Source organism: Stenotrophomonas muris, assembly GCF_052751275.1.
Genome location: NZ_CP199879.1, coordinates 839,043 through 853,332 on the forward strand (window position 1 = coordinate 839,043; position 14,290 = coordinate 853,332).

17 protein-coding genes are annotated in these 14,290 nt (G+C 67.3%); 9 read left to right on the forward strand and 8 right to left on the reverse strand.

Features of this window, described 5'->3' with window-relative positions:
* Positions 1–25 precede the first annotated feature (25 nt).
* Positions 26–922: an RNA polymerase sigma-70 factor gene (locus ACUVWL_RS03670; RefSeq protein WP_075076677.1), complete on the reverse strand. Its 897-nt coding sequence runs from the start codon at positions 920–922 to the stop codon at positions 26–28.
* Between the two features lie 146 nt (positions 923–1,068).
* Between ACUVWL_RS03670 and ACUVWL_RS03675 the strand changes: the two genes are divergently transcribed.
* From ACUVWL_RS03675 to ACUVWL_RS03685, 3 genes are all read left to right on the forward strand, one after another.
* Positions 1,069–2,586 carry a fumarate hydratase gene (locus tag ACUVWL_RS03675; protein ID WP_014647726.1) on the forward strand — a complete coding sequence of 506 codons (1,518 nt, stop codon included), beginning with the start codon at positions 1,069–1,071 and terminating at the stop codon, positions 2,584–2,586.
* Between the two features lie 125 nt (positions 2,587–2,711).
* On the forward strand, positions 2,712–3,050 hold the full coding sequence (locus ACUVWL_RS03680; RefSeq protein WP_046431623.1) for a hypothetical protein: 339 nt from the start codon (positions 2,712–2,714) through the stop codon (positions 3,048–3,050).
* 57 nt (positions 3,051–3,107) lie between these two features.
* Positions 3,108–3,743, forward strand: a complete 636-nt coding sequence (locus ACUVWL_RS03685) for a glutathione S-transferase family protein (protein WP_014647724.1) — start codon at positions 3,108–3,110, stop codon at positions 3,741–3,743.
* A gap of 71 nt (positions 3,744–3,814) precedes the next feature.
* On the opposite strand, the gene arsC is transcribed toward ACUVWL_RS03685, so the two are convergent.
* From arsC to ACUVWL_RS03700, 3 genes are all read right to left on the reverse strand, one after another.
* Positions 3,815–4,156: an arsenate reductase (glutaredoxin) gene (gene arsC / locus ACUVWL_RS03690; RefSeq protein ID WP_445978826.1), complete on the reverse strand. Its 342-nt coding sequence runs from the start codon at positions 4,154–4,156 to the stop codon at positions 3,815–3,817.
* Positions 4,156–5,310, reverse strand: a complete 1,155-nt coding sequence (locus ACUVWL_RS03695) for a phospholipase A (RefSeq protein ID WP_053496454.1) — start codon at positions 5,308–5,310, stop codon at positions 4,156–4,158. The genes arsC and ACUVWL_RS03695 overlap by 1 nt, the downstream gene beginning before the upstream one ends.
* 118 nt (positions 5,311–5,428) lie before the next feature.
* Positions 5,429–5,914 carry a DUF456 domain-containing protein gene (locus ACUVWL_RS03700; RefSeq protein ID WP_032958895.1) on the reverse strand — a complete coding sequence of 162 codons (486 nt, stop codon included), beginning with the start codon at positions 5,912–5,914 and terminating at the stop codon, positions 5,429–5,431.
* 235 nt (positions 5,915–6,149) lie between these two features.
* On the opposite strand from ACUVWL_RS03700, the gene ACUVWL_RS03705 reads away from it, so the two are divergent.
* Entirely contained in the window at positions 6,150–6,359 is a 210-nt protein-coding gene (locus ACUVWL_RS03705) for a cold-shock protein (protein WP_014647720.1), read from the forward strand.
* Positions 6,360–6,431: 72 nt separating this feature from the next.
* Here ACUVWL_RS03705 and ACUVWL_RS03710 read toward each other — a convergent pair whose 3' ends face one another.
* Complete coding sequence (locus ACUVWL_RS03710) at positions 6,432–6,926, reverse strand: glycine zipper 2TM domain-containing protein (RefSeq protein WP_005417545.1); 495 nt, start codon at positions 6,924–6,926, stop codon at positions 6,432–6,434.
* Between the two features lie 136 nt (positions 6,927–7,062).
* Positions 7,063–7,497 (reverse strand): cytochrome c, encoded by a 435-nt coding sequence (locus ACUVWL_RS03715; RefSeq protein WP_014647719.1) that lies wholly within the window; start codon positions 7,495–7,497, stop codon positions 7,063–7,065.
* Between the two features lie 79 nt (positions 7,498–7,576).
* Here ACUVWL_RS03715 and ACUVWL_RS03720 point away from each other — a divergent pair, with 79 nt between their 5' ends.
* Entirely contained in the window at positions 7,577–8,401 is an 825-nt protein-coding gene (locus tag ACUVWL_RS03720; RefSeq protein ID WP_046431617.1) for a tRNA threonylcarbamoyladenosine dehydratase, read from the forward strand.
* A gap of 34 nt (positions 8,402–8,435) precedes the next feature.
* Here ACUVWL_RS03720 and ACUVWL_RS03725 read toward each other — a convergent pair whose 3' ends face one another.
* On the reverse strand, positions 8,436–9,209 hold the full coding sequence (locus tag ACUVWL_RS03725) for a TatD family hydrolase (protein WP_046431615.1): 774 nt from the start codon (positions 9,207–9,209) through the stop codon (positions 8,436–8,438).
* Positions 9,206–9,421, reverse strand: coding sequence for a DUF6116 family protein (locus ACUVWL_RS03730; protein ID WP_014647716.1), 216 nt, complete (start codon positions 9,419–9,421; stop codon positions 9,206–9,208). Before ACUVWL_RS03730 ends, ACUVWL_RS03725 begins: the two co-directional genes overlap by 4 nt.
* Positions 9,422–9,584: 163 nt before the next feature.
* Here ACUVWL_RS03730 and ACUVWL_RS03735 point away from each other — a divergent pair, with 163 nt between their 5' ends.
* The 4 genes from ACUVWL_RS03735 (at position 9,585) to ACUVWL_RS03750 (ending at position 14,290) form a co-directional block, all read left to right on the forward strand.
* Positions 9,585–10,430: a glycine zipper 2TM domain-containing protein gene (locus ACUVWL_RS03735; protein ID WP_046431690.1), complete on the forward strand. Its 846-nt coding sequence runs from the start codon at positions 9,585–9,587 to the stop codon at positions 10,428–10,430.
* 126 nt (positions 10,431–10,556) lie between these two features.
* Complete coding sequence (locus tag ACUVWL_RS03740) at positions 10,557–11,099, forward strand: GNAT family N-acetyltransferase (RefSeq protein WP_053495598.1); 543 nt, start codon at positions 10,557–10,559, stop codon at positions 11,097–11,099.
* 176 nt (positions 11,100–11,275) lie between these two features.
* The gene (locus ACUVWL_RS03745; protein ID WP_046431688.1) at positions 11,276–11,932 is read left to right on the forward strand and encodes a glutathione S-transferase family protein; all 657 of its coding nucleotides are present in this window, start codon (positions 11,276–11,278) and stop codon (positions 11,930–11,932) included.
* A 78-nt stretch (positions 11,933–12,010) separates the two neighbouring features.
* Positions 12,011–14,290, forward strand: a complete 2,280-nt coding sequence (locus ACUVWL_RS03750) for a thiamine pyrophosphate-dependent enzyme (protein ID WP_046431612.1) — start codon at positions 12,011–12,013, stop codon at positions 14,288–14,290.

The following is a 14,290-nucleotide window of genomic DNA, read 5'->3' on the forward strand; positions in this document are numbered from 1 at the left end:
CGGCGGCCACGGTGGCCGCCTTTCACTACCAGGACGCCGTACCGTCATCGCGCGTGACAGCACCCGGCAGCTTTTCCGGATTCAACACGCTGTACACGTTGGCGATGCGGCCATCGACCACTTCGATGGTGGTGACCGAATGCAGGCGCTCACCCTGGAAGCGCAGGATCGCCGGCTCGCCGTTGACGTAGCCCAGCTGGGCGGGATGCACCGCGCCGCGGCGGGCGATGGCCCAGAACAGGCGGCCGATGCGTTCGGCGCCCAGCAGCGGCCGCACCGCCGCAGTGACCACGCCACCGCCGTCGGAAACCAGCACCGCGTTGGCGTGCAGCAGGGCCTGGATCGCGTCGCTGTCGCCGCGCTGCGAGGCCTCCATGAAGCGCGCCAGCAGCTGCCGGTGCTGGCTGGCATCGGCATTGAAGCGCGGTCGTCCGGCCTGCAGGCGTTGCCGGGCACGGTGCACCAGCTGCCGGCAGTTGGCCTCGCTGTGGCCGATCAGCTCGGCGATCTCACGGTAGTCGTGGTCGAACGCCTCCTTCAGCAGGAAGGCGGCGCGTTCCTCCGGGCCGAGCTGTTCGAGCAGGGTCAGGAAAGCGACCGAGACGTCGTCGGCCAGCGCATGCAGCTGGGCCGGACCGGGCGCCGGGTCCGGCTCCAGGGTGACCGCCAGCGGTTCGGCCAGCCATGGGCCGACGTAGTGGACGCGCTCGCGCTTGGCCGCACGCAGCCGGTCCAGGCCGAGCCGGGTGGTGGTGGTGACCAGCCAGGCCTCGGCATCGCGGACGGCCGCAGGATCGGCGCCGGACCAGCGCAGCCAGGCGTCCTGGACCACGTCTTCGGCGTCGGTGCGGCTGCCGAGCAGGCGGTAGGCCAGCGCCATCAGGCGCGGGCGGTGGGTCTGGAAAGCGGTTTCGGCGTTCATGTGGGCAAAGACGCCGCAGTGGCGCGTGGCGTGACAGAGCGTCGGGGGAATCTTGCCGGCCAGCGGCCGGCACTACCACCCCGGGGCCGGGGGAGGGGGTAAAATAGGTGGATTACCCCCGCCAGCCTCGAGCAAGCGAGCAAGACGTGACATCGATCAAGCAGGAAGACCTCATCCAGTCCATCGCCGACGCGCTGCAGTACATCTCGTACTACCACCCGGTCGACTACATCAAGAACCTTGCCGCCGCCTACGAGCGCGAGGAGTCGCCGGCCGCGAAGGAAGCGATGGCGCAGATCCTGATCAATTCGCGCATGTGCGCCGAGGGCCACCGCCCGATCTGCCAGGACACCGGCATCGTCACCGTGTTCCTGGAAATCGGCATGGACGTGCGTTGGGATGACGCCACCATGGGCGTGGAAGACATGGCCAATGAAGGCGTGCGCCGCGCCTACATGCACCCGGACAACAAGCTGCGCGCCTCGGTGCTGGCCGATCCGGCAGGCAAGCGCATCAACACCAGGGACAACACCCCGGGCGTGGTCAACGTCAAGGTGGTGCCGGGCAACAAAGTCGACGTGATCGTCGCCGCCAAGGGCGGTGGTTCGGAAGCGAAGACCAAGTTCGCCATGCTCAATCCGTCCGACTCGATTGTCGACTGGGTGCTGAAGACCGTGCCGACCATGGGCGCCGGCTGGTGCCCGCCGGGCATGCTGGGCATCGGCATCGGTGGCACCGCCGAGAAGGCGATGCTGCTGGCCAAGGAAGCGCTGATGGAGCCGATCGACATCACCGAGCTGCAGGCCCGTGGTGCGTCCAACCGCATCGAGGAGCTGCGCCTGGAGCTGTACGAGAAGGTCAACGCGCTGGGCATCGGTGCGCAGGGCCTGGGTGGCCTGACCACCGTGCTCGACATCAAGATCAACGACTACCCGACCCACGCGGCCAACCTGCCGGTGGCGATGATCCCGAACTGCGCGGCCACCCGCCATGCGCACTTCACCCTGGATGGCAGCGGCCCGGTGATGCTGGACCCGCCGTCGCTGGAAGACTGGCCGAAGCTGACCTACGACGCATCCAAGGGCACCCGGGTGGACCTGGATACGATTACCCCGGAAGACGTGGCCAGCTGGAAGCCGGGCCAGACCCTGCTGCTCAACGGCAAGCTGCTCACCGGCCGCGACGCCGCGCACAAGCGCATGGTCGACATGCTCAACAAGGGCGAGCAGCTGCCGGTCGATCTGAAGGGCCGCTTCATCTACTACGTCGGCCCGGTCGATCCGGTGCGTGACGAAGTGGTGGGCCCGGCCGGCCCGACCACGGCGACCCGCATGGACAAGTTCACCGAGCAGGTGCTGGCACAGACCGGCCTGCTGGGCATGGTCGGCAAGGCCGAGCGCGGCCCGGCCGCGATCGAGGCGATCAAGAAGCACAAGTCGGCCTACCTGATGGCCGTCGGTGGCTCGGCCTACCTGGTGTCCAAGGCGATCAAGGCGGCCAAGGTGGTCGGTTTCGCTGACCTGGGCATGGAGGCGATCTACGAGTTCACCGTGCAGGACATGCCAGTGACCGTGGCCGTCGACTCCGCCGGCGAATCGGTGCACAAGACCGGCCCGCGCGAGTGGCAGGCCCGCATCGGCAAGATTCCGGTGGTGGTGGAGTAATTCCCGCACGCTTCGGTCCGGACAACGGCGCCCCTGTGGCGCCGTTGCTGTATCTGGAGGCAGGATTAACACGCCTGTAGCCCTGGCTCTGCTACGGTCGGCACACCCTCGCACAGGACGTGTCCATGGCCCTGCATCGCTTCATCGTGGCCGGCGTGCTGCTGGCCCTGGCCGGCTGCAGCACCCCGGCGTCGTACGAAGGCGCGGATTTCCCTGCATCGGCGCAATGCCGCATGCAGTGCCAGGCCGGCTATCGCAGCTGCATGGCGCAGAATGACTCTCTCGGCAGCCGCCAGAGCAATTGCGAGCAGCGGATGGTGCCGGCGCCGGACAAGCGCTGCAAGGACGTGGACAACCCGGACCTGCGCCGTGCCTGCGAACTGAAGACGCATGACTGCACGCTGCGCGCGCCGATGATGTCCTGTGGCGAGCGCCGCGATACCTGCATGAGCAGCTGCGGCTGAGCGACGGCTCCCGCACGGGCGCATAATCGGCCGGCCCACCTGCACAGGATCCGCCGCATGAGCACCACGCTGTATGGTTCGACAAGCACCGCCGCGCTGGTGGTGCACTGGCTGCTGATCGAGCTCGGCATCGAGCACGAGTTGGTGCTGCTGGATTTCGACGCGCGCGAGCACAAGTCGGCGGAGTACCTGGCACTGAATCCGGCCGGCGTGGTGCCGACGCTGCTGATCGATGGCCTGGTACTGACTGAAGCGGCGGCGATCGCCCTGTACCTGGCCGACCGCCATCCGGACGCCGGTTTGTTGCCGGCACTGGGCACGCCGCAGCGCGCCGATGCCTACCGCTGGATGTTCTGGTGTGCCAATACGTTGCAGCCGGCCTATCGCGCCTGGTTCTATCCGCACGAGGTGGCGGGCGAGGCAAACGTGGAGGCCAGTCGCGAGATGGCGCGACAGCGCCTGGAAGCGGCCTGGCAGCATGTGGCCACGCACCTGCTGGCGCATGGGCCCTACCTGCTGGGCGCCACGCCCTGCGTGGTCGACTACATGCTGGTGATGCTGATGCGCTGGTCGCGCAACATGCCCAGGCCCAGTGACACCTGGCCGTCGCTCAAGGCACATGCCACCTCGATGAAGGCGCGCCCGGCGTTCGCCGAGGCCTACCGCCGCGAAGGCATCACCGACTGGCGGTAACCAGAAAAGGGGACGGAGGGGATTAAGTCGTTTGTGCACAAACGACTTAATCCCCTCCGTCCCCTTTTCCGTTACAGGATCTCCAGTACCGTTTCCGGCGGGCGGCACAGCCGTGAGCCCTTGGGCGTGCGCACCACGGGGCGGTTGATCAGGCGCGGGTGTTCGGCCATCGCAGCCAGCAGGGTGGCATCGTCGGCATCTTCCAGCCCGAGTTCGGCGAACTGGGTCTCCTTGCTGCGCACCAGGTCGCGCGCGCTCAGGGCCGACTCGGCCAGCACCTGGCGCAGCGTGGCCGCGTCGGGTGGGGTGCCCAGGTACTCGATCACCACCGGGTCGAAGCCCGCATCGCGGATCAGCTTCAGTGCGCCGCGCGAGTTGCTGCAGGCCGGGTTGTGCCAGATCGTCACGTCCATCAGAACCACTCCAGCAGCGACACGCCCACGCCCACATAGGTGGCCTTGTGGTTGTAGTCGATCATGCTCTCGCCATAGCCGTCGAAGACCTGCACATGGCCACGCAGCAGATTGCTGATCGGAAAGCCGTAATCCAGCTGCAGTGCACCGTGGGAGCGGCTGCCGGTGCGCAGCGAATGACGCGCCATCAGCGCGACCTCATGCCCGTTGCGGTTCCAGATCAGGGTCGCGTCACCCCGGCCCATGTAATCCTCGATGTCCGGATTATTGTCTTCGCTGCGGCTTTCCGGGATGCGGTACCACGGGCGCAGCACCAGCGCCCAGTTCTCGCGATCCAGGCCGATGTTGAGCATGACCCGGTTCCAGCTGCGCGAGAGCGGATCGGCCCGTCCGTTGGACTGGTGGTTGAGGCTGATACCGGTCATGCGCCCGCGCCAGCCACCGATCGAGTAGCCGTTGCGGAACACCATCATCACTTCGGGTTCGTAGTTGGTTTCGCGGAACGGGCGCGAATCCTCGCTGTTGTAGGCCTGCCAGCGCGAACTCTGGGTGTAGCCAGCCCAGATGTCGCCGTTGTCGCCGAACAGGTTCTCGGCGATCTTGGTCTTGAAGCTGATCTGGAACTTCAGCTCGGCACTGTCGAGTACCTGCGGGGTCGTCACGCTGTTGGCCGGGTTCGGCGAATGCGGCGTGGTGTTGCGGTCGCTGGTCCAGAACGCCGGCAGCAGGTACACCGGCTTGTAGGCACGCAGCTGGAAGGGCCCCAGCTTGGAGTCCTCGGCCAGCTCCCAGCGGCTGTCCAGCAGCGAACCGCGGCCAGCATTGGCCAGCGCGCTGTCCGGTGCCGCCGGACGGAACAGGTCGCTGACCCGCTCGCGCAGCTTTTCCTCGCCCTGGCTCACGCGCGCGGTCTGTCGTTCCTCGCGGCGCGCCTGCGCAGCCGATTCGGCGGCGGCATCGGCGGCGGCGGTGGCCTCCGGGGTGTGCCCGAAGAGGCGGTCATAGCAGGCCAGGCGGGCCGCGTCGGTGGTGATCGCCGCGCAGGCGGCCGGCGAGGTGTCGGCGCTGGGCGCGAACTCCTGCGCGGCCAGGGGGGCGCTGGCCAGGGCAAGCGCCAGCGGCGCCAGACGGGGAAGCAGCGTGGGGAGGGTCATTGCAGCAGGCCCTTCGATGGATACGGGAATCGCACAGTGTGGCGGCTGCACCGGATCGCGGCCAGCCCCACCGTTTATGCACGGCCACGGCGTGCGCGTGGCGTGAAGGCTAGGTGGCTCAGAAGAACCAGGCGAACGCGAACAGGCCCAGCATCGCGATCACCACCGCCAGTTTCAGTGCCAGGCCGAGCAGGATGCCGAGCCAGGTCGCCAGGCCCACCTTGGTCGAGCGGCCGAGTTCGCGGGTGTGCCAGTACTCGCCGAGCAGGGCGCCGACCAGCGGTCCGGCAAACAGGCCGATGGGCATGAAGAACAGGCCGACGATGCTGCCGACGAAGGTGCCCCACAGGGCCTTGCGGCTGGCGCCGACGCGCTGCGCGCCGACCACGGTGGCCAGCACGTCCACCAGCAGTGAAAGCAGGGTCAGCACGCCCAGCGCGACCAGGGTGGGCCAGCCGACGTGGGCGAAGCCGTCGGCCCAGGCCGCCAGCAGCAGCCCGATGAACACCAGCGGGATGCCCGGGAGGGCCGGCAGGATGATGCCGGCGATGCCGATCAGGACAAAAATGACCGCTAGCAGATATAAGATGAATGAGAGTCCCATGCTGTCCCGTATGGTGGCCGTTTTGGGGTTGACAGTGAAAGATTTTGCCAGTTGCTTTTTCGTTTTGGGCGGGTTAAGTTGCAGTCGCTGAGCTTGGCAAGGTCACCGTGGATCGTGGCCTGATGAAGCAAGATCTTTCCGATCCGCTGCATCGATGCACCTCGCTTCCCCCTTGCTTGTCAGCCGCCCACCGGGCGTTTCCAACAACAAGAGAGAGTCAAAGGGAGTTAGTGAGATGGCTGAGCGCGAGACCGGTACCGTAAAGTGGTTCAATGATGCGAAGGGCTTCGGCTTCATCAGCCGGCAGAATGGCGAGGACGTGTTCGTGCACTTCCGCGCCATCGAGACCCAGGGCTTCAAGAGCCTCAAGGAAGGCCAGACTGTGAGCTTCGAAGTCGTGCAGGGCCAGAAGGGCCTGCAGGCTGACAAGGTGCAGCCGGTGTAATACCCGCCGCCCGTCGGCATGAAAAAGGCCCGCGCAAGCGGGCCTTTTTCTTTGCCGTTGGCCCGGTGCAGGTCAGCGCAGGATGACCTTGCCATTGACGACGCGCACGTAGGTGTTCTCGCGGATGCCGCCGAGATCGCGCTGGTTGACCACGATGGTGCGGCCATCATCCATGCGCACGCTGATGTCATAGGTATCGCTGGTGACGTTCTTCTGGATCTGGTTGCCGGCCAGGGCACCACCGACCGCGCCTGCGGCGGCGGCGATGTTCTTGTTGCCACGGCTGCCACCGGTGTGGTCGGAGATTTCATGGCCGGCCACGGCGCCGACGATGCCGCCGAGGATCGCGCCGGTCGCGCTGGGCGCGGTGCGGCCCGAGGGCACGGTGTTGATGCGGGTGACGATGCCACAGTCAGCGCAACGGCCCTGGTTGTAGCCGCCATTGTTGCCGTAGCCGCCGTTGTTGTAGCCGTTGTTGTAACCACCGCCGCTGTAACCGGGCGAGGTGGCACAGCCAGCCAGCGCGAGGGTAGCGATGGCGCTGGCGGCGATGAGCTGGATCTTCATGGGGCGTCTCCTGGCCGTGAAGGCGGGTGGGTTGGGTGGTACTGCGTCGTGCAGCAGGGTGGACGAATCCTCTCCTTTCGAACGTGAACAACGCGCCAACCGTGTGCGTGCTGCCCGGCTGCAGGATGAATGCGGCTCAGCGGAAATCCTGGTGGCAGGCGCGGCAGTCCGCCTGCAGTGTTTCCACCAGCTGGGCGAGGGCCCTGCAGTCGCCGGGGGGTGAGGCCAGCGCCGTGTTGAGGTTGCCGCGCAGCTGGCTGGCGTGCTGCTGGAACTGCGCACTGTCCTTCAGCCCGGGAAACGCCTGGTCCAGGTCATTGGACAGCAGGCGCAGCACCTGCAGCCGCGGCACGCTGTCAGCCAGGCTGCAGCGGTTCTGCAGCTGGGCCTGCTGCAGCAGCTGTGACTGCCGCTGCATCACCTGCATCAGGCTGCCCGGGAACGGATCGCGACGCGCCTGCAGGGCGCGGCCGACCATTACCGTGGCGATCAGGCCGATCAGCAGGCCCAGGCAGAGCACGAACAGGTAGCGATGGGCGCTGGACAGGCGGCGGGGCGGGCTGGCATTCATGCGGGCACTCCGGGCGTGCAACGGTGGGTTCGACGCCGGCGTACTGCGGGCGCCAGCACCTGCACGTTAAAATAGCCCGATGAACGAACAGGTCAAACAACGCTTCGCCGGCATCGAACGGCTGTACGGCGTGGGTGCACTCGAGCGCCTGCAGGGCAGCCGCGTGGCGGTGGTCGGCATGGGCGGCGTCGGCTCGTGGGTGGTGGAGGCGCTGGCCCGTTCGGCCGTCGGCCACCTGACCCTGATCGATGCCGACGATATCTGCGTGTCCAACACCAACCGGCAGCTGCCGGCGATGGAAGGCAACTACGGCCGCAACAAGGCCGAGGCGATGGCCGAGCGTTGCCGTGCGATCAATCCGGACATCGGGGTCGACGCGGTGCAGGCATTCCTGACCGTGTCCAACATGGCCGAGCTGCTGGACCGGGGGTTCGATCTGGTGATCGATGCCTGCGACAGCTTCCGGGTCAAGGTCGAGACGATCGCATGGTGCCGCCGCCGCAAGCTGCCGTTGCTGACCGTTGGTGCCGCCGGTGGCCGTACCGATCCGACCCTGGTGCGCATCCGCGATGTCTCTCGCACCGAGCACGACGCCATGCTGGCGCTGATCCGCAAGAAGCTGCGCAGCGAATTCAACTTCCCGAAGAACGCCAAGCGCTATTTCGGCGTACCGGCGGTGTATTCGCTGGAGAATGTGAAGTACCCGCAGGCCGATGGCAGCGTCTGCGGCATCCGTCCGAACCTGGGCGCCGATGCGGCGTTGAAGCTGGACTGTGGTGCCGGCCTGGGCGCGGCAACCCACATCACCGGCGCGTTCGCCTTCGCGGCGGTTGGCAAGGCGCTGGAGATGCTGCTGGAGCCGAAGAAGGTGAAGGTGGATGCGGTAGAGGCCAGCGAGGTGTGATGGATCGTGCCGGCCAGCGGCCGGCACCTACCCGTTACATTGCCGGCAGCGCGAACAATCGCCGCGCATTCTCCGTCGTGGCCTGGGCCACGGCTTCCAGCTCCATCCCGCGCAGTGCGGCCACGTGCCGGGCAATGGTCGCCAGCCGCGCTGGCTCGTTGCGCTGGCCGCGGATGCCGGCGTCGGGCTGGTCGGGCGCGTCGGTTTCCAGCAGCAGCTGTTCCAGCGGCATCTCGCGCACCAGCCGCTGCAGCCGTTGCGCGCGATCGTAGGTCAGTGGGCCACCGAGGCCGAGCAGGAAGCCCTGCCTGTGCAGTTGCGCGGCCTGTTCCGGGCTGCCGGAAAAGCTGTGCACCACGCCGCGCAGGCCGCCGACGCGGCGGATGGCGGCGATCACCGCATCCACCGCGCGTCGCGCGTGCACGATCACCGGCAACTCGAATTCGCGGGCCAGTTCCAGCTGGCCGATGAAATACGCCTGCTGGGCGTCGGCGTCCAGCCCTTCGACAAAGAAGTCCAGGCCGCATTCGCCGATCGCACAGGGGCGTTCGCGCTCGATCCACTCGCGCAGCAGTGGCAGGTGCCCGGGCTGGTGATCGGCCAGGAACATCGGATGCAGGCCGTAGGCCGGGTACAGCCCCGGCGCCTGCTGGCAGACCTCACGCAGCTTCGGCCAGCTGGCCGCGGTCACCGCCGGTACCACCTGCTGGCGCACCCCTGCGGCCTGCGCACGCTCGATCACCGCAGCGCGGTCACGGTCGAACCCGCTGGCATCCAGATGGCAGTGGCTGTCAACCAGGATGCTCAACGCTGTTCCAGCGGCGGAGGTGTTGCGGCGTTGCGGCTCTTCCAGTTGGCCAGCAGCAGCGTGCCGAAGCCCAGCACCAGCTCATCGACGAACGGGATCGGGTCCGGGATGAACAAGGTCAGCACGAACAGGCCGGCGGTGAGCTTGAACAGGGTGGGGTAGCGCAGCCGGCGGGCCCATTGCAGTACCGGCAGCAGCATCGGGTTGGCCATGGCGGGAAGCCTCGTGGGGAATATGCAAACGCTACCACGGGCCCAGCATTTCCCGATGCTGAATGGGTTATCGGAATGAGCAGGAAATGTGGAGATTCCGTTCAGGCAGCGCATGCTGCAATCTGCCCCGAGAACGTTGCGGATGGTCCGCAAGGAGCAGGTCATGAAAAGCACAACTACAACTGTCCTGGTCGCAGCGGGCGCGCTGCTGGTCGGTGGCATCGCCACCGCCGCCTTCATGAAGAGTGGTGACAAGTCGCCCGATTCCATCAGCGCCGGAACCCCCAATGGTGAATCGCGCCTCGTTGAAGGTAACGCTTCTGACGACGGCGCACGTGGTGACAAGCTGGACCCGTCCGCGCCGCGCGGGCTTGAATATGCCGATGTGCTGAAGGTTGACCCGATCACCGAGAAGCAGAAGGCCTACGCCACCGTGATCGGCACCGATCCAGTGCGCGAGACCTCCACCACCCAGACCCCGCACGAGGTCTGCCAGGACGTGACGGTGCAGGAACGCCTGCCGGAACGTGATGGCAACGTCGGCGGCACCGTGGTCGGCGCTGTGGTCGGTGGCCTGCTCGGCAACCAGGTCGGTGGCGGCAACGGCAAGAAGGCCGCGACCGCCGCCGGTGCCGTGGCCGGCGGCTTCATCGGCAACCAGATCGACAAGCGCCATGTGGGTGGCCGCGTGGTCAACCGCACCGAGCGCCAGTGCCACACCGAGACCGCCACCTCCGAGTCGAGCCGCGTCACCGGCTACAACGTGACCTACCGCAATGAGGACGGCACCACCGGCACCATGCGCATGGCCAGCAAGCCGGGCAACCGCATTGCCATGGGTACCAACGACGTGGTGAAGGGTTACAACGTGACCTACCGCTATGACGGCGCGGAGAAGACCGTGCGCATGGACAACAAGCCGGCCAGCGATCGCCTGCCGGTGGTCGATGGCCAGCTGGTCACGCAGACCGCTGCCGCCGGTGCCACTGCCGCAGCCACGCGCCAGTAATCCCGGCGCAGCATGCAGTACCTGACGGGCCGGCTCATGCCGGCCCGTTTCATTGCGACCGGCGATATTCATCCGCGCAGCGAAGCCATCCTCCATCATGGGTGCCCCCTTCGACATGGAGCCGGCATGAGCATCTTCGACCTGCGCATCGAAACCGAGCGGCTGATCCTGCGCCCGCTGCTTCGCGAGGACTACGAGCCGTACCTGGCGTTCTGCGCCGACGAGGCCACGATGCGTACCCTGGGCGGCGTGCAGCCACCCTCGGTAGCCTGGCGCGGTTTCTGCAGCCTGGCCGGCGCCTGGCAGCTGTTCGGCTTCTCGATGTTCAGCGTGATCGAGAAATCCAGCGGCGACTGGATCGGGCGGATGGGACCGTGGCAGCCGCAGGACTGGCCGGGTACCGAGGTCGGTTGGGGCATCCGCCATGCCAGCTGGGGCCGGGGCTATGCGCCGGAGGCGGCGGTCGCGGCGATCGACTGGGCGTTCGATACGCTGGGATGGGCTGAGGTGATCCACACGATCGCCGAGGACAACGACAACTCGCGGGCCGTGGCACGCAAGCTGGGAAGCACCCTGCTGCGCATGGGGGAGTTGCCAGCGCCATACAACGACAAGCCCATGCAGATCTGGGGCCAGTCGCGCGAACAGTGGCGGCAACGCGCGCGCTGAGCGTGGCTTGGTAGTGCCGGCCGCTGGCCGGCAATCGCTTGGATCCAGCTGCATCGAGGATGCCGGCCAGCGGCCGGCACTACCGTGTAGTCATGCTGCACCCGCGCTTGGCATTCACTGGCGTGCTTGCCAGACTGCACGCAGCCGGCCGCCGGCCGGATCCGAGGGAGCAGGCAATGGTGGAAGAGCGCGTCCCGTTGACGGTGCACGGCATGTCGGTGTCAGGCAATTGCCACAAGGTCCGCCTGCTGCTGGAGCAGCTCGGCAGCCGCTACCGCTGGGTGGAAGTGGACAGTGCCCACGGCCAGACCCACACCCCTGAGTTCCTCGCGCTCAATCCCAATGCCAAGGTGCCGTTGATCGTCCGCGACGATGGCCGCGTGCTGACCGAGTCCAATGCGATCCTTTTCTGGCTGGCCGAAGGCACGCCCTACCTGCCCACCGATGGCTGGGAGCGCGCGCAGGCACTGAGCTGGATGTTCTTCGAGCAGTACACGCACGAGCCGTGCGTAGCGGTCGCGCGCTTCATCCGCGGCTGGACCCCGCCTGGGTCGCCGCGCCGCGCCGAACTGCCACGCCTGCACGAGCGCGCCGCCGCTGCACTGGCGGTGATGGAGCAGCACCTGCGTGATGCGCAATGGTTCACCGGCAGTGGGTACGGCATCGCCGACATCGCGCTGTTCGCCTACACCGACGTCGCAGGCGAGGGTGGAATCAGCCTGCAGCCGTTCCCGGAAGTTCGCGCCTGGTTGCAGCGCGTGCGCGGGCAGCCGCGCTTCCTGCCGATGCCGGCGGTGACCGCCGAGGTCCGCGCCCGCTTCGAGGCCGCATGACTCTCACCAAGGTGATCCCCACAGGGTAGCGCCTGGCCAACCCCGGGCGGAATGCAACAACGACACGGAGGGTGTTCGATGTTCGCTGTGGTTCCAGATCCGATTCCCGCACGCATGCGCGTGCTCAACCGCGCCGACGTGTGCGACGCCAATTTCCTCGACGCGGTGCGTGGCTGGCGCGGTACCCCGCGCCCGCGCCCGGCGCCGGATGCGCCGATCCTGCCGGGCAGCACGCTTACCGCCGCCGCGTTTGGCGAGCTGTTCGATTCGCAGCTGGCCAGCCGCCAGCTGGACCTGATGGCGCGCGTGCTGCGCGTGCAGAACAAGGTCTTCTACACCATCGGTTCATCCGGCCACGAAGGCAATGCGCTGCTGGCACGGGCCTGCCGGCATACGGATCCAGCATTCCTGCACTATCGCTCCGGTGCCTTCATGGCCGAGCGCTCACGCCAGGTGCCGGGGATCGACCCGCTGCGCGATGCCGCGCTGTCCTTTGCTGCCAGCGCCGATGACCCGGCCAGCGGGGGGCGGCACAAGGTGTGGGGCAGCAAACCGTTGTGGGTGCTGCCGCAGACCTCGACCATCGCCTCGCATCTTCCGAAAGCGCTGGGCACCGCGCTGGCCCTCGAAAGCGGCAAGCGGCTGGGCCACGAACTGCCGATTCCGGCCGACAGCATCGTACTGTGCTCGTTCGGCGACGCCTCGGCCAACCATGCCACCGCGCAGACCGCGTTCAACACCGCGATGTGGTCGGCCTACCAGAAGCTGCCGGCACCGGTCCTGTTCGTCTGCGAGGACAATGGCCTGGGCATCTCGGTGAAAACGCCTGAAGGCTGGATCGCCGAACGCTTCAGCGGTCAGCCCGGGCTGGACTATTTCTACGCCGATGGCCTCGACCTGGCCACCGGCCATGCGCAGGTGCAGGCGGCGGTGGAGCACTGCCGGCGTACGCGGCGGCCGACCTTCCTGCATCTGCGCACCACGCGCCTGATGGGGCACGCCGGCACCGACTTCGAGGTGGAATGGCGCGCGTTGCCGGAGCTGTGCGCGGCCGAGGCGCAGGATCCGCTGCTGCGCTCGGCACAGATCGCGATGGAATCGGGCTGGATGGATGCGGCCGCCATCGAGGTGGCCTACGAGACGATGCGCGCGCGCTGCATGGCCGCCGCCGCCGATGCCGAAGGACGGCCGAAGCTGCAGTCGCTGCGGGAAGTGATGGAGCCGCTTGCGCCCTATACGCCGGCTGCGGTGCAGGCCGAAGCACGGCGCGAGGTGCCCGCCGGAACGCGTGAAGCGCTGTATGGCGGTGCGGAGGCGTTGCCCGAACGGCAGGCGCCACGCCACCTCGCGATCCAGATCAACCATGCCCTGCAGGAACTGCTGGCGAAGTATCCGCAGAGCCTGCTGTTCGGTGAGGACGTCGCACAGAAGGGCGGTGTCTACACCGTCACCAAGGATCTGCTGCGCCGCTTCGGCCCACGCCGGGTGTTCAACACCCTGCTGGACGAGACCATGATCCTGGGCATGGCTCAGGGCCTGGCCAACCTGGGCATGCTGCCGATTCCGGAGATCCAGTACCTGGCCTATCTGCACAACGCCATCGACCAGGTGCGCGGCGAAGCGTGTTCGCTGCAGTTCTTCTCCAACGACCAGTACCGCAACCCGATGCTGGTGCGGGTGGCCGGGCTGGGGTACCAGAAGGGCTTCGGTGGCCACTTCCACAACGACAACTCGATCACCGCGTTGCGCGACATCCCGGGGCTGGTGGTGGGCTGCCCGTCGCGTGGCGACGATGCGGTGATGATGCTGCGCACGCTGGCCGCACTGGCGCGGGTGGATGGGCGCGTGGCGGTGTTCCTGGAGCCGATCGCGTTGTACATGAGCAAGGACCTGCACGAAGCCGGCGATGGCCAGTGGCTGTTCGACTTCCCCGCACAGGGCCAGTCGCTGGTGCCGGGGGAGGGCCGGGTCTATGCGCCGGAGGCCGGCGATCTGGTGATCTATACCTATGGCAACGGCGTGCCGATGGCATTGCGCGCATCGCGGGCGATCGAGCAGCAGCTGGGCTGGCAGGTGCGGGTGGTCGACCTGCGCTGGCTGGTACCGCTGGACGCCGGTTTCATCGCTGCCCAGGCCGCCAGCGCACGGCGGGTGCTGGTGCTGGATGAAGGCCGCCACAGCGGCGGGGTGGGCGAGGGCGTGGTCACCGCGCTGGTCGAGGCCGGGTTCGGCCATCTGCCGTTGCGCCGGGTCTGCGGTGCCGACACCTACACGCCACTGGCGGGGGCAGCAATGTTCGGGCTTCCAAGCGACAATGCGGTGATTGGCGCCGCCCTCGACCTGGCGCAGGAACCCTGA

What these genes read in the sequence shown, in the direction of transcription:
- ACUVWL_RS03670 (WP_075076677.1), bottom strand. Translation starts at nt 922, where the DNA reads ATGAACGCCGAAACCGCTTTCCAGACCCACCGCCCGCGCCTGATGGCG.
- ACUVWL_RS03680 (WP_046431623.1), top strand. Translation starts at nt 2,712, where the DNA reads ATGGCCCTGCATCGCTTCATCGTGGCCGGCGTGCTGCTGGCCCTGGCC.
- ACUVWL_RS03685 (WP_014647724.1), top strand. Translation starts at nt 3,108, where the DNA reads ATGAGCACCACGCTGTATGGTTCGACAAGCACCGCCGCGCTGGTGGTG.
- arsC (WP_445978826.1), bottom strand. Translation starts at nt 4,156, where the DNA reads ATGGACGTGACGATCTGGCACAACCCGGCCTGCAGCAACTCGCGCGGC.
- ACUVWL_RS03695 (WP_053496454.1), bottom strand. Translation starts at nt 5,310, where the DNA reads ATGACCCTCCCCACGCTGCTTCCCCGTCTGGCGCCGCTGGCGCTTGCC.
- ACUVWL_RS03700 (WP_032958895.1), bottom strand. Translation starts at nt 5,914, where the DNA reads ATGGGACTCTCATTCATCTTATATCTGCTAGCGGTCATTTTTGTCCTG.
- ACUVWL_RS03705 (WP_014647720.1), top strand. Translation starts at nt 6,150, where the DNA reads ATGGCTGAGCGCGAGACCGGTACCGTAAAGTGGTTCAATGATGCGAAG.
- ACUVWL_RS03710 (WP_005417545.1), bottom strand. Translation starts at nt 6,926, where the DNA reads ATGAAGATCCAGCTCATCGCCGCCAGCGCCATCGCTACCCTCGCGCTG.
- ACUVWL_RS03715 (WP_014647719.1), bottom strand. Translation starts at nt 7,497, where the DNA reads ATGAATGCCAGCCCGCCCCGCCGCCTGTCCAGCGCCCATCGCTACCTG.
- ACUVWL_RS03720 (WP_046431617.1), top strand. Translation starts at nt 7,577, where the DNA reads ATGAACGAACAGGTCAAACAACGCTTCGCCGGCATCGAACGGCTGTAC.
- ACUVWL_RS03730 (WP_014647716.1), bottom strand. Translation starts at nt 9,421, where the DNA reads ATGGCCAACCCGATGCTGCTGCCGGTACTGCAATGGGCCCGCCGGCTG.
- ACUVWL_RS03735 (WP_046431690.1), top strand. Translation starts at nt 9,585, where the DNA reads ATGAAAAGCACAACTACAACTGTCCTGGTCGCAGCGGGCGCGCTGCTG.
- ACUVWL_RS03740 (WP_053495598.1), top strand. Translation starts at nt 10,557, where the DNA reads ATGAGCATCTTCGACCTGCGCATCGAAACCGAGCGGCTGATCCTGCGC.
- ACUVWL_RS03745 (WP_046431688.1), top strand. Translation starts at nt 11,276, where the DNA reads ATGGTGGAAGAGCGCGTCCCGTTGACGGTGCACGGCATGTCGGTGTCA.
- ACUVWL_RS03750 (WP_046431612.1), top strand. Translation starts at nt 12,011, where the DNA reads ATGTTCGCTGTGGTTCCAGATCCGATTCCCGCACGCATGCGCGTGCTC.